The organism is Rhodanobacter sp. LX-99 (assembly GCF_018599185.1).
In the GTDB taxonomy this organism is placed as follows: domain Bacteria; phylum Pseudomonadota; class Gammaproteobacteria; order Xanthomonadales; family Rhodanobacteraceae; genus Rhodanobacter.
Window position 1 is genome coordinate 195,764 of sequence record NZ_JAHFVL010000001.1, and the last position, 14,018, is coordinate 209,781.

11 protein-coding genes are annotated in these 14,018 nt (G+C 66.5%); 3 read left to right on the top strand and 8 right to left on the bottom strand.

Annotated features, from left to right (window positions below):
* Positions 1-76: 76 nt before the first annotated feature.
* Together KK131_RS00935 and kbl are read left to right on the top strand one after the other, a co-directional pair.
* Positions 77-3,703 (top strand): DUF748 domain-containing protein, encoded by a 3,627-nt coding sequence (locus KK131_RS00935; RefSeq protein ID WP_214554596.1) that lies wholly within the window; start codon positions 77-79, stop codon positions 3,701-3,703.
* A gap of 79 nt (positions 3,704-3,782) precedes the next feature.
* A complete protein-coding gene (gene kbl / locus KK131_RS00940; protein ID WP_214554598.1) occupies positions 3,783-4,982 on the top strand; it encodes a glycine C-acetyltransferase in 1,200 nt (399 codons plus the stop codon).
* Between the two features lie 6 nt (positions 4,983-4,988).
* On the opposite strand, the gene KK131_RS00945 is transcribed toward kbl, so the two are convergent.
* From KK131_RS00945 to KK131_RS00955, 3 genes are all read right to left on the bottom strand, one after another.
* A complete protein-coding gene (locus tag KK131_RS00945) occupies positions 4,989-5,762 on the bottom strand; it encodes a pseudouridine synthase (protein ID WP_214554600.1) in 774 nt (257 codons plus the stop codon).
* A gap of 125 nt (positions 5,763-5,887) precedes the next feature.
* A complete protein-coding gene (locus KK131_RS00950; RefSeq protein ID WP_214554602.1) occupies positions 5,888-6,997 on the bottom strand; it encodes an OmpA family protein in 1,110 nt (369 codons plus the stop codon).
* Positions 6,998-7,358: 361 nt separating this feature from the next.
* Positions 7,359-8,810, bottom strand: a complete 1,452-nt coding sequence (locus tag KK131_RS00955; RefSeq protein ID WP_214554604.1) for a bifunctional 2-methylcitrate dehydratase/aconitate hydratase — start codon at positions 8,808-8,810, stop codon at positions 7,359-7,361.
* Positions 8,811-9,094: 284 nt separating this feature from the next.
* On the opposite strand from KK131_RS00955, the gene KK131_RS00960 reads away from it, so the two are divergent.
* On the top strand, positions 9,095-9,781 hold the full coding sequence (locus tag KK131_RS00960; RefSeq protein ID WP_214554606.1) for a TerC family protein: 687 nt from the start codon (positions 9,095-9,097) through the stop codon (positions 9,779-9,781).
* 54 nt (positions 9,782-9,835) lie between these two features.
* Here the strand turns inward: KK131_RS00960 and KK131_RS00965 are convergent, their stop codons facing one another.
* From KK131_RS00965 to KK131_RS00985, 5 genes are all read right to left on the bottom strand, one after another.
* Positions 9,836-11,230 (bottom strand): autotransporter outer membrane beta-barrel domain-containing protein, encoded by a 1,395-nt coding sequence (locus KK131_RS00965; protein ID WP_214554608.1) that lies wholly within the window; start codon positions 11,228-11,230, stop codon positions 9,836-9,838.
* Positions 11,231-11,294: 64 nt separating this feature from the next.
* Positions 11,295-11,723 (bottom strand): hypothetical protein, encoded by a 429-nt coding sequence (locus KK131_RS00970; RefSeq protein WP_214554610.1) that lies wholly within the window; start codon positions 11,721-11,723, stop codon positions 11,295-11,297.
* 98 nt (positions 11,724-11,821) lie between these two features.
* The gene (locus KK131_RS00975; protein WP_214554612.1) at positions 11,822-12,526 is read right to left on the bottom strand and encodes a C39 family peptidase; all 705 of its coding nucleotides are present in this window, start codon (positions 12,524-12,526) and stop codon (positions 11,822-11,824) included.
* Positions 12,523-12,978, bottom strand: coding sequence for a hypothetical protein (locus tag KK131_RS00980; RefSeq protein ID WP_214554614.1), 456 nt, complete (start codon positions 12,976-12,978; stop codon positions 12,523-12,525). Before KK131_RS00980 ends, KK131_RS00975 begins: the two co-directional genes overlap by 4 nt.
* Positions 12,979-13,040: 62 nt before the next feature.
* A complete protein-coding gene (locus KK131_RS00985) occupies positions 13,041-14,000 on the bottom strand; it encodes a hypothetical protein (protein ID WP_214554616.1) in 960 nt (319 codons plus the stop codon).
* Between the last annotated feature and the right edge of the window lie 18 nt (positions 14,001-14,018).

A 14,018-nucleotide genomic window follows, 5' to 3' on the forward strand; every position in this document is an offset into this window, starting at 1 on the left:
GATTCTGTCACCAGCCCACCCGCCACGAAGGCGGAGCGGGCCGAACCAAGCCATTCAGCATCTCCAGGGAGTCGGTATGTCCGGGTCGAGCTTGTCGCGGCTGCGCGCGTCCTTGTGTGCAGCCTGGGGTCCCGCACGCACGCGTGCACAGCAGCTGAGTCATTCGCCCCGCGCCCGCCGCATCGCCGCGATCCTCGCCGCCGTGCTGCTGGTCTACGCCCTGCTCGGCTTCCTTGCCGCCCCGCCGCTGCTGCGCAACTACCTGCAGAACCACTCCGTGGAGATGCTGGGACGGCCGCTGAGTCTCGGCCAGGTGCGCTTCAATCCGTTCACGCTGAACCTGCGGGTCGGCAAGCTGCACCTGCCAGAGGCAAACGGCCGGACCCCGTTCGTCGACGTCGACCAGCTCACGCTCAACGCATCGTGGAGCTCGCTGTTCCGCCTGGCCCCGGTGCTGGACGAACTGCGGCTCGACCAACCGCGGATCGCGATCACGCGGAGCAAGGACCAGCGCTTCAACTTCACCGACCTGATCGAGCGCTTCACCGCGAAGCCGGCGCCGGCGGACAGCCAGCCGGCGCGTTTCTCGCTCTCCAACATCAGCGTCCACGGCGGCGACATCCGCTTCGACGATCAGCTGCTGGGCGCCCAGCACCACATCGAGAAGCTCGAACTGGGCATCCCGTTCCTGGCCAACCTGCCCAGCTCCACCGACATCTTCGTGCAGCCGCTGCTGGCCATGACGATGGACGGCAGCCCGCTGCGCATCGACGGCCAGACCAAGCCGTTCGCCAGCAGTCGCGAGTCGACCATCGGCTTCCAGCTCGACCGGCTCGACCTGCCGCGCTACCTCGGCTACGTGCCGGCGGCGATGCCGGTGGCGATTCCCAAGGGCCTGCTCAGCGGCAAGCTGTCCCTGCACTTCGTGCAGACGCAGCCGACGCCGCAGTTGCAGCTCACCGGCAACCTGCAAGTGGACGACTTCACGCTCGACAGCAGCCGCGGCGACGCCATCGCCCGGCTGGGGCACGGCAACATCGAACTGATCGACGTGCAGCCGCTGGCCTCGCGCTACCACCTCGGCGCGATGCAGCTGGAACGCGCCGCTCTGTTCTACACCCAGCACGCCGGTGGCCACAGCAACTTCGATACGCTCATGCCGCCTCCGGCGAAAGCCGATGACAAGGCGTCGCCGCCGACCGACCTGCGCATCGCCGCACTCACGCTGCAGGACAGCGCACTTGCCTATACCGATGCCAGCCAGGCCAAGCTGCAGCTGACTGGATTACACGGCAGCCTGCTCGGCCTGGGCACGCTCGCCGGACCGCCCGGCAAACTCGACCTGGCCAGCCAGCTCGCCGGCGGCAGCCTCAGCGTACGTGGCGCCGTTGACCTCGCCGCCAGCCGCTATGCCGGCACGGTCGAGCTGAAACAAGTAGCGCTGCCGCCGCTGCAGGCGCTGGCCGCATCCGCCACCGCGGCACGCATCGCGAAAGGCAGGCTCGACGCCAGCGGCCAGCTGCGACTGAACTGGGGCAAGGCATTCAACGTGCACGTCGAGCCGGCCCAACTCGGCATCAGCGACTTCGCGCTGGAACCACAGGCCAAGGAGCTGGCCGCGCCGGTGGCCTGGCGCAAGCTGGATGCCGGCATTACCCGCCTCGACCTGGCTGCCCGCAACGCGCAACTGGACAAGCTCACGGCGAACGGCCTGCAGGTCGACGCCGTGCGCGAGCGCGACGACAAGATCAACCTGACCAGCCTGTTCGCCAGCAAGCACGCCGCGTCTGCCGGCAACGACGAAGGCCCGGCTTGGCGCTGGAGCATTGCCCGCCTCGGCGTCGAACAGGGTTCGCTGCGCCTCACCGATCGCAGCATCGACGGCGCCAGGCCGACACCGCTGCTCATCGAGGCGCTCAACGGCAATATCGAAGAACTCAGCGACAAGCTCGACCAGCCGCGCCGGGTCAAGCTGGAAGGTCGGATCGGCAAGGGCAGCTTCGCCACCGCCGGCACGCTGCAGCCGCTGCCCGCGGTGGCCGATCTGCAGCTGACCACCAAGCGGCTGGACATCGCCGGCTTCGTGCCCTACGCCAGCGTGCCGCTGAACGTGGATATCACCAGCGCCCGCCTCAGCAGCGACGGCAAGCTGCATTACGACGGCCGCCGTTCCGAGCCCCGTTTCGACTACACGGGCAATGCCGCGTTCGAGCGCGTGCGCATGCAGGACAAGCTCACCGGCGACGACTTCATGCGCTGGCGCTCGCTGAGCGGTTCGCGCATCGACCTGCGCTACGGCCATGGCACGCCGCGCGTGCACCTGGGCGGGCTGGTGCTGGACGCGTTCTACGCGCGCGTCATCGTCAACAGCAACGGGCGCCTGAACCTGTCCGACGTGATCGCCAACGGCGAGCAGGCGCCGGTCTCGGTGACCCGCGCCGCGAACAACGCGCCGACGGCGCCGCAGCCGATGTCCAGCGCATCCACGGCACCTGCCGCGGACATCCATATCGGCGAGGTCACCCTGGCCAACGGCCAGCTCAACTACACCGACAACTTCATCAAGCCCAACTACACCGCCAACCTCACCAGCCTCACCGGCAGGATCGGCGCGTTCGGCACCACCGCTGGTGAACCGCCCGCCGAACTGGTGGCGCAGGCGAAGCTGGACGATGCCTCGCCGGTGGACATCGGCGGCAGCATCAACCCGCTGGTGCCGGTGGCCTTCCTCGACATCAAGGGCAAGGCGACCGACGTCGAGCTGACCCGGCTCAGCGCCTACTCCGGCAAGTACACCGGCTACCCCATCACCAAGGGCCGCCTGACCGCCGACGTGCACTACCTGCTGGACCAGGGCAAGCTCAACGCCGACAACCACATCTTCATCACCCAGCTGACCTTCGGCGAGCGCATGGACAGCCCCGGCGTGTCGCACCTGCCGGTGAAGCTGGCGGTGGCCCTGCTGAAGGATACCGAGGGCAATATCGACGTGAACGTGCCGGTGTCCGGCTCGCTGGACGATCCGCAGTTCAGCCTCGGCGGCATGATCATGCGCGCGTTCGGCAACCTCATCGCCAAGGCCGCCACCGCGCCGTTCCGCCTGCTCGCCTCGGCGTTCGGCGGCAGCCACGAGGATCTCGGCTACGTCGAGTTCGCGCCGGGTTCGGCGGTGCTGGATGGACCCGCCAAGGAGCGCCTCGGCCAGATCGTGCAGATGCTCAGCCGCAAGAGCGCGCTCACCCTGGACATCAGCGGCCGGGCGGACCCGTCGCTGGACGAAGCCGGCCTGCGCAAGGTGACGGTGGATGACCAGGTCCGCCGCGAGAAGTTGGCCAAGGAGTCGGGCGACAAGGTCGCCGCGGACGCCTCGGCGACAGCGCTGGCCGAGGTGACGGTGACGCCCGACGAACACGAGCGCTATCTGCGACGCGCCTACCGTCATGCCGACTTCGAAAAACCCAAGAACGTTCTCGGCCTCAGCAAGTCGCTGGAGCCGGACGAGATGCGCAGCCTGTTGGAAACCCACGTGGACACGGACGCCGCGGCGATGCGCGCGCTCGCCGGGCGTCGTGCCGCCGCCGTGCAGGACTGGCTGCACGGCAAGCTGGACGACAAGCGGATCGCGATCAAGCCGCCCAAGCTCGACGCCTCGGGCATCAACGACAAGGGCAAGAGCACGCGCGCGGATTTCGGCCTGCATTGATCGTCGCGCAGCACGACCCGCATGCGCGGCGATCGGCTGGCGTCCTACAATGGCGCTTTGCCCACCGCCGGAATTCCCCATGAGCTACTCAGCCAAGGCGCGCTACGCCAGCGAACTCGACGCCATCCGCGAACAAGGCCTGTTCAAGGCCGAGCGCATCATCACCTCGCCGCAGTCCGCCGAGATCGAGCTGGAAGGCGGCCGCAAGGTGCTGAACTTCTGCGCCAACAACTACCTCGGCCTGGCCGACCATCCCGCGGTGATCCAGGCCGCCAAGGATGCACTGGACAGCCACGGCTTCGGCATGGCCAGCGTGCGCTTCATCTGCGGCACGCAGGACCTGCACAAACAGCTGGAAGCGAAGATCGCCGCGTTCTTCGGCACCGAGGACACCATCCTCTACGCCGCCTGCTTCGACGCCAACGGCGGCCTGTTCGAGCCGCTGCTGGGCGAGGAAGACGCGGTGATCTCCGACGCGCTGAACCATGCCTCGATCATCGACGGCATCCGCCTGTGCAAGGCCAGGCGCTTCCGCTACGCGAACAGCGACATGGCCGACCTGGAAAAGCAGCTGCAGGCGGCCGACGCGGCCGGCGCGCGGACCAAGCTGATCAGCAGCGACGGCGCGTTCTCGATGGACGGCTTCATCGCCAAGCTCGACCAGATCACCGCGCTGGCGGCGAAATACGACGCCATGGTGCACATCGACGAATGCCACTGCACCGGCTTCCTCGGCGACAGCGGCCGCGGCTCGGCCGAGGTCAACCGCGTGATGGACAGGATCGACATCTTCACCGGCACCCTGGGCAAGGCGCTCGGCGGCGCGCTGGGCGGGTTCACCACCGGCCGCAAGGAAGTGATCGAGCTGCTGCGCCAGCGCTCGCGTCCCTACCTGTTCTCCAACTCGCTGCCGCCGCACGTGGTCGCCGCGGCGATCAAGGTGTTCGACATGCTCTCCAGCGCCGGCGACCTGCGCGACAGGCTCAAGGAAAACACGCGCTACTTCCGCGAGAAGATGACCGCCGCCGGCTTCGACATCAAGCCGGGCGTGCACCCGATCGTGCCCGTGATGATCTACGACGCGCCGAAGGCGCAGGCGATGGCCACCGCCCTGCTGGAGGAAGGCATCTACGTCACCGGTTTCTTCTACCCGGTGGTGCCGCAGGGCCAGGCGCGCATCCGCACGCAGATGAGCGCGGCGCATACCCGCGAGCATCTCGACCGGGCGATTGCCGCGTTCACCAAGGTGGGCCGGAAGCTGGGCGTGATCGGCGGCTGACGGCTCTCAGCCTTTGCGGGTGTCGAGCGCCTCCACTTCGTCCGCGCTCAGCTGTCGCCACTGCCCTTTCGCCAGTTCGCCCAGCGCAAGCGTTCCGATGGACACCCGGATCAGCCGCAGCACGTCGAAACCCAGGGCAGCCAGCAACCGGCGGATATGCCGGTTGCGGCCTTCGTCCAGCACCACCTCAAGCCAGGCATTCTTCTCGCCCGCGCGCAGCAGCGTGGCCCGGCGCGCCTTCAGCAGGTCGCCGGCATCGTCGATACCCGCCAGCATCGCGGCGAGTACCGCTGCGTCCGGCTGGCCGGCCACCTGTACGTGATAGGTCTTCTCCAGGTGCGTGGCCGGATCGGTGATGCCGGCCGCCCAGGTGGTGTCATTGCTCAACAGCAGCAGGCCTTCGCTGGCCTTGTCCAGTCGACCGACCGGCCCCAGCCACGGCAAGCCCGCCGCAGCCAGCGCGGTGTAGACCGTCGCGCGGCCGTGCTCGTCGGCCGCGCTGACCACGAGTCCACGCGGCTTGTTGAAGGCGACATAGACGCACTCGGCCGGCTTCACCGGATGGCCATCGACGGTGATCTGCTGCCGATCGAGCAGGGTCGGGTGATACGGATCGCGGACCACGCGTCCATCCAGGCCGACGCGACCGGCGCGAATCCATTGCTCGGCCTGGCTGCGGGAACAGGCACCCAGTTTGGACAGCACGCGAGCCAGTCCATGCCGTGGTGGTTGCGCGGATGCAGCGGGACGCGCGGGATGGAAAGAAGGCGGGCGGGACATCGCGCTAGCGTATAGGCAGGAGCCACAGTGCAACAAGAAGACGCAGCACTGCGTCACTGACTGACAGGCAAAAAAAAACCCGGCCGAAGCCGGGTTTTTTTCATTGCCGTGTTGCTGCGGTTCGATTACTGCTGAACCTGCAGCTCCGTGCGACGGTTCTGCGCGCGACCGGCGTCGGTGGCGTTGTCGCCGATCGGGTTGTTCTCGCCATGACCGATCGGGCCTTCCAGACGGCTGGCATCGATGCCATGGCTGGTCAGGTAGTTGTAGACGATCGAGGCGCGACGCTCGGACAGGGCCTGGTTGTACTCGTCGGTGCCCTTCGAGTCGGTGTAACCGGCAACCGTCACCTTCACCTGCGGGTAACGCTGCAGGGTGTCGATGGCCTGGTTCAGCACGGCGATCGAATCGGCGCTCGGCTCGGCCAGCGACTTCGAGATGTCGGTCTCGCCCTTCTTCGGACGGTCGTACTTGAAGTTCACGCCGCGCAGGTCGATCACGACCTTCTGCGGGCAGCCGTCCGGACCGACGATCGTGCCGGCAGCCGTGCCCGGGCACTTGTCGTCGCAGTCGTTGACGCTGTCGCCGTCGCTGTCCATCGTCGAGCAATCAGCCGGCGGCGGAGTCGCCGCGACCGGAGCCGGAGCCGCCGCCGGGGCGCCGAAACGCGACACGATGCTGAAACCCAGGAACCAGTCGCCGTAACCATCCTGCGCCGGCTGGGTCTTGTTGTCCCAGTCATAGCGATAACCGGCTTCGATACGCACGTCGGAGCTGTCGGTGATCGTCTTGGAGATGCCGCCGCCCAGCTCGGCCGCCGGGGACCAGCCGCTGTCACCGCTGCTGTGATGGTTGCTGCCCATCACGCCAGCCAGCAGGTACGGACGCCAGGCGTTCCAGTCACCCGCATAGAAACGCACTGCGGCACCGACACTGTTGTTGGCCCAGCTGCCACCGGCGTCGGTATCGCGCTTGGTACGATCGATGAACAAATCAAGCGATGCATTCGGCGAAATGAAGCGACCCACACCCAGGCCGTAATAGAACTGACGGCTATTGGTATTGCGGTCGGTGTCGTTGTAATAACCACCCACGGTCGGTGCGATATACCAGCGCCCGTCATAGGACGAGGTGGCCGACTCGGTGGTTGCGGGAGCAGTCGTGTCCTGCGCATGAACGGCACCTACGCCGCCCAGGGCCAGCGCGATCAGAAAATACAAGCCCTTACGTTTCATCAGGTGTCTCCTCATTTATTAGGTTTCGCGTCCGTTCAACCCCAACCGGAAGTCGCGCGTCAGAACTGAACTACGTCATTCAGAGCTTTTACAGCCCCTGCTTGGCGTTTATGCGACAAGCGGCGGGGATTGTAGCAAAATCGTTAAGCAGGAAGCGTTTTGACAACAATGGATCCATTTGCTGGTGAGGCTTCGTTCAGGAAAGTTCATTAGCTCGCGCAGACTGCATGCATCCTTCAAATCCTTCCCGGTTTGGCACATGCAGCTTTATGTTTGCTCGGCGATAGAACGGTAAACGGTTGGCAAGGGCGCTCCATGGCGACCTCTGTCCTCCCGGCTTAATCTTCCACTCACATCGTCTTTACAATGTGAAGAGCCCCAGGAAGTGATTGAGCGGCATCGCGTCCAGTTTCGCCGGATCCTTCACCGCAGCCAGGATGGCCTTGACCTGGTGCGCCGGCAAATGGTCGCGCATGGCCGCCTCGAACTTCTTCAGCAGCACCGGGATACCTTCGGCGCGGCGCTTGCGATGGCCGATCGGATAATCGATCGAAACCTTCTCGGTGCTGCTGCCGTCCTTGAAGAACACCTGCACCGAATTGCCGATATAGCGCTTGGCGGGGTCGAAGTAGTCGCGCGTGAACTGCGGGTTCTCGATAACCGTCATCCTGTCGCGCAGTGCGTCGATGCGCGGATCGGCGGCCACCTCGTCGTTGTAGTCGCTGGCCACCAGCCGGCCGAAGATCAGCGGCACGGCCACCATGTACTGGATGCAGTGGTCGCGGTCGGCATAGTTCGCCAGCGGGCCGGTCTTGTCGATGATGCGGCAGCCGGCCTCCTGCGTCTCGATGACGATCTTGTCGATCTGATCAATCTTGTCGGCAACCACGCCATGCAGTTGCATCGCGCACTCCACCGCGGTCTGCGCGTGGAACTCGGCCGGGTAGCTGATCTTGAACAGCACGTTCTCCATTACGTAGCTGCCGAACGGGCGCTCGAACTCGAACGGCTTGCCCTTGAACGCGACGTCGTAGAAGCCCCAGGTCTTCGCCGACAGCGCCGACGGATAGCCGACCACGCCGCGATAGACCGCATTGATCGCGTGGGTCACCGCGCGGCGGCAGGCGTCGCCGGCGGCCCAGCTCTTGCGCGGGCCGGTGTTCGGCGCGTGGCGATAGGTGCGCAGCGCGCCGTTGTCGATCCAGCTGTGCGACACGGCGGTGGTGATCTGCTCCTTGTCGCCGCCGAGCATCGCGGTGGCGACGGCAGTGGACGCCAGCCGCACCAGGATCACGTGGTCCTGGCCGACCCGGTTGAAGCTGTTCAGCAACGCGTAGCAGCCCTGGATCTCGTGCGCCTTGATCGCATAGCCCAGCACGTCGCGCACGGTCAGCGGCTGGCCGCCTTCGCGCTCCGCTTTGCGGCTGAGGTAGTCGCCCACCGCCAGGATGCTGCCGAGGTTGTCCGACGGATGGCCCCACTCGGCCGCCAGCCAGGTGTCGTTGAAATCGAGCCAGCGGATCTGCGTGCCGATCGCGAACGCGGCCTGCACCGGATCCAGTTCATGACTGGTACCCGGCACGCGCGCGCCACCCGGCAGCGTGGCGCCGGGCACCAGCGGACCGAGGTGTTTCACGCACTCGGGAAACTTCATCGCCAGCATGGCGGTGCCAAGCGAATCCAGCAGCATGTAGCGCGCGGTGTCGTAGGCCTCCTTCGAATCGATCCGGTAGTCGACGACGTAATCGGCGATGTCGAGCAGCGGCTGGTCGGGATCGGGACGGACGGCGGAACGGATGTCGTGCGCACTCATGGCGGAATCTCGCGGCAGGGAAAACCGCCATTTTAGCCGACTGCGACGGCAAGGATGCCCTGTGCGTCGCTTGACCGCGAGCATGCCGCCCGCCGACAATCGCCGCTCACCCAAAAGGGAGTAGTTCCCGCGGCAGGTTCGCCTGCCCCGGTGCGGTGATCGTCAACACGAGCGGGCCTTCGCTCCGGTCATCCGGCAGTTACCTTGCGAACGAGACTTTTGCGGTGGCCACGGGCCGCGCGCGTCCGTGCCCACTGCATTCTCAGACGCGCATGGAAACCTGCATGGAATTTGGTCCCGACTTCCTCTCCGGCCTGCTGGCCATCATCCTGCTCGACCTCGTGCTGGCTGGCGACAACGCCATCGTCATCGCCATGGCCGCCAGCCGCCTGCCCAGGGAATTGCAGAAGAAAGCGGTGTTCTGGGGCACGTTCGGTGCCGTCGCGGTTCGTTTCGCGCTCACCGCCGTCGTCGTCTACCTGCTAAAGCTGCCGGGGTTGATGCTGGCGGGTGGCGTGCTGCTGCTGCCGATCGCCTGGAAACTGCTGAACCACGGCGACGACGAAGGCCCCAACATCAAGGCCGGCAATACGTTCTGGAGCGCGCTGCGCACGATCATCGCCGCCGACGCGCTGATGGGCCTGGACAACGTGCTGGCCATCGCCGGCGCGTCGAAAGGACACCTGCTTCTGGTCATCCTGGGCCTGCTGATCAGCGTGCCGCTGGTGGTCTGGGGCTCGACCCTGATCCTGAAACTGATCGACCGCTTCCCCATCATCATGTACATCGGCGCCGCCGCGATCGCGATCACGGCCGGGCGCATGATCGCCCACGACCACCTGGTCAGCGGCTGGTTCGACGCGCACAGCTGGGCGAAATACGGCCTGGACGCGCTGGCGGTGATCGGCATCTGCGGCGGGGGCTGGCTGCTGCAGCGGCGACGGCAGCGCCTGAAGCTGTCCGCTGACTGAGGCCCTGCCGGGCGCCATGCCCCCCGGCCACGTTCGTCGAAAGCCTCGTGCGCGCTAGTACATCATCGGCACCCTGACCGTCACGGTGGCGTCGGGCGTGTCGCGGGTCACCCCGACACCGAGCGTGAAATTCATGCTGCGCTTGTCGCTGAAGCGGTAGGAGCCGCCGATCAGCAAGGTGCCCAGCACGCTCTTGGCCGAACCGGGCGCGGTCTTGCCGTTCTGCTTGGTGATGCCGATGAAGCTCTGGTCGTAGCCGATGCTGATCGACGCCTTGTCGTTCAGCGCCAGGCCCATGCCGATGCTGACATCGGCGATGTCGCCCACCCGCACCGTGCCCAGCGGCTCCTTGCCGCCGAGCAGCACGGTGCGGCTGACGTTGTGGCGCGGGAAGTTGTGCAGGTAACTGAGGTTGCCGAAGAACACCACCGGGTCGGACGGGTACAACCAGGTAACGCCAGGCTGCAGCGAATAGAAACCCGAACCGGTCGGCAACTGCAGCGGCAGCCCGGTACCGGTCGCATTCTGCACGCAGCGGTTGACGCAATCGGTGGTGACTTCGAACGGATCCCTGCCGGTGCGCGACTTGAAGCGCAACCAGCCCACGTAATAAGGCCGGTCCGCGCCGCCGTCGTTGAGCTGGTAACGGGCGGTGGCTTCGATGTCGCCGATGCCGTGGCCGCTGGAAGTGAACACCTTGTCGGTGGCGCTGCCGGTGAAAATCTCGCGGCTGATCGTGTCGGTGTGGCCGTAGACATACGGTACCCGCAGTTCCATCTCCAGCCGGTTGCTGAGCCCGTAGCGCAGCGCGACCGCGCCGGTTTGCGTGGTCGTCTTGACCTGGCGCGCGTCGATCAGGCCGATCAGGATCGCCGGAATCACCGTGTAGCCGATCAGGGCCACCCGGTCCGCCGACGAGTAACCGAATTGATAGGAAGGCTCCACCACCAGCTTGCCGCGCGGGGTCAACACGCCCGGCTGGTTGAAGATCGGCGCCACGGCCGGCGGCCGCTCATCGCGCTCGGGCGCCTGCCCCACCGGGCGGTCCGGCGTCTGTCTGGACGGCACGGCCTCAGCGGACACTTCGCCCACCGGCATCGGCAGCGCGCTGGCACCCGGACCGCCCGCGCGGACGTTGCCGGCCCGCTGCTGCTCGAGCGTGTCGAGTCCGACCGCTCGCCGCAATGCGCGGTAATCCGCCTGCTGCGACGCAAGCTCGCGCTTCATGGCTTCGATCTGCGCGTTCTGGGCAGCCAGTTCGGCGCGCATCGCGGCGATGCGCGCATCCTGCTCGCGCATGCTCTGGCGGATCACCGCCGACAGTTCGCCCGAACCTGTCGGCGGCAGCGCCTCGGGCGACGGCGGATCCTGCGCGCTGGCCACTCCGCCGAGCAGAAGCAACCCCGCGCAGCCGGTCGAGCATCTGCTTCGCCATGATTTGCGGGACATCGCGTTTCCTCGCTGATCGGATGGCACCCTACGGTGGCGCAGGCCCGGCTACGTCATGTCCGGGTCAGTGCCCGAGCGATCCGATCAGCCCGGCCTGCAGGCTTTGCTGCAGGTTCAGGCTGCGGAAGACGACTTGGCTGTTCACCGCGGCATGGATCGTGGTCAGACTGCGGATGTCCTGGTTGTCGAGGCTGTTCTGGATCACCGTCGCGGCCGTCACCTGGTTGAACGCAGACGTATCGACGCTGTTGCCCGCGCCGTTCTGGATTACCTTGACCGTGCCCGTGGCGGCCGCCAGGGCCGCGGCCTGATCGGGCGTCATCCGGCCGATGTCCGGCACCTGCACGCTGCTGCTGGCGACCAAGTTGCCGTTGATGTAGACGGCGCGCTCGATGCCGAAGGACGCCAGCAACCCGTGGCCGAAGTCGAACCCGCCGCGGACCGCATCGAGGCGATGCTCGCTCACGGCAGCCGGCCAGTACGCCGGCGCCATCGGCGGCTCCTGCGCATGTGCAACACCGACCATCAGTGCCAGGCCGGCCAGCGCGCGGAAGCAGGGAAAATCGATCCGGACAGGATTCATGACGGCACTCAGATGTCCCCCGGACCGCGCTTGGGCAGGGTGATGTTGCCCAGGCCGGTGCGGTCGATGACGGAATGGATGGGTGCCATCGGCGCAGCGCGCCAGTCGTCGCGGTTGTTGAATACCGCCAGGGCACGCCGGTTGTGGACCACGAATACCAGGCGGTTCTTCCACGCCGCCTCGAACTGCGCGCGCGGAATCGAACGCGTGCCGCGGGCGGGATCGCCCAGCAGGACGCGGCCCGCGCGCATACCCTTGATCACCACGAAGTGGTGGTAGCCCCTTTCGTCGATCAGCACGATGGCAGGCAGCCCTTCTTCCTGCAGCTTGTCCAGCGGCACCTGGAAACCGTCGGCTTCGAAACCGTTGGCTTGCAGGAAGCGCTTGATGTCGAGCAGCGAGAAGCCTTCCCGGTTGATCTTCGGCTGATTGCCGTGCGCATACATCTGCGCAAACGCCTGCCGCTCGTCCACCGGGTAGCCGTACTGGTAGGTGAGCAGGGTCGCCACGGCTGCCGAGCCGCAGCTGAAATCGTATTTCTGTCGAATCGTGTTGCGGTAGCGGATTTCCTTCAGGCTGGTCAGGTGCAGGCCGTAACTGCCGCCCTGCACGCCGGGCAGCGCGACCGACGAGGCCGCCAGCGGCGCCGAAGCCAGCAGCCCGACGACGAACGCCGGGGCCAGCCAGCACGCATGGCGCAACCGGCCCGTCATGGCTGGAATTGCACATTGAGGATGGTGGCGTTCTGGATCAGCACGCCGTTGCCGGTGTTCTGGATCACCATCGGCACGCCGGCGGCGCCATTGAAGGCGCCGTTGCCGATCACGTTCGATCCGGTCATCACGTGATCGACGGTGTTGTTCGCCACCGTACCGTTCAGGGTGATGGTTTCGCTGACCCCGTTGCCGCCACTGGACATCGCCAGGACCTTGCTGTCCGCGCTGCGGCCCCACCCATCAAGCCAGGCAGGCCGGGCGGAAGGCGTCGCCACGGTGGTTGCCGGGGACTGGGCCGCCGGCTGCGTCGCGGCTGCATTCCACGTCATCGTGCCAAGCAACAACATCGCGGACCACGACATGAGATTGACTGTTCGCATGGTGCTGTCTCCTGTCCCCATGACGACTGCGCACGACGGGGCATCCGCGAACGCCGATGTCGTCGGCACCCGAAACGCTCTGCTCAGGAAGCACGGTGGAGCGCCAGGCGCCCCACCGTGCAAGGCTTCGGTCACGGACCAATGTTGAGATTGGCCTGGACGTTCACGCTCTGCTGGATCAGCGAGCCGACGCCGCTGTTCTGCGCCATGACCGTGACGCCTGCCGCAGCCGCGGCTGCGCCGTCCATGTGGTTGGACATGTCGAACGTGCCGGCATCCACCATGTTCGACCCGCCCGCACCACCGGCTCCGCCGGAACCGGCCAGACCTTCGCCGCCGGTTCCGGACGCGCCGCTGCCGCCGGCTCCGCCCATGCCGCCGGTGCTGTCAGCTGCACCGCTGCTGCCGCCGGTCGAAGTCGCCGCTCCGCTGCTTGCAGTCGCCGCACCACTGGTGCCTGCTCCGCCGGCCCAGGTGCCATTGCCGCCGGTCGCCGTTCCTCCGGTGCTGGACGCCCCGCGCGAGCGGACCCGTGCATCGGCGTAGTTGTCGCCATTCGAATCGCCGCCTTTCGCGCCGCTGAGTGCGCCGACATAGCCGCTGTCGGCACCCGATCCACCGGCATAACCGCTGCGCGAGCGGGCGTTCCCGCCATCGCCGCCCGAGCCGCCGCGGCCACCAGAAGCCCAGCCGCCATAGCCGTCACCGCCAGAGCCGCCCCTGCCGCCATTGGCGTTGCCGGTATTCCACGCGACGTTGCCGATGTCGTGCGCGCGGATGTCGGTCACCACACCATCGAGGCGACTGATCGCGATCGCCTTGTTGGTGTTGAACGAGGACGCTATCGACGAACTCGCCGTGCCGCCGTTGTTGGCGGCCGAGCTGCCCTGCCCATTGGCGTAGGAATCGCCGTTGTTGTTGCGCTGACGCGAATGAGTGGAACTGTCGGTCGAACTGTCGTTGATCTGGGTGGCTGTGGAGTGCCGTTGCGCAGTCGCTCCGGCACCGCCGGTCTGGGTATCGTCGGCCAGGGCGGGGAGCGTGATCCCCAAACCGATGCATATCGCTGTCATTAAAAGAGTCTTTCGCATGTTTGTTCTCCCGAACGA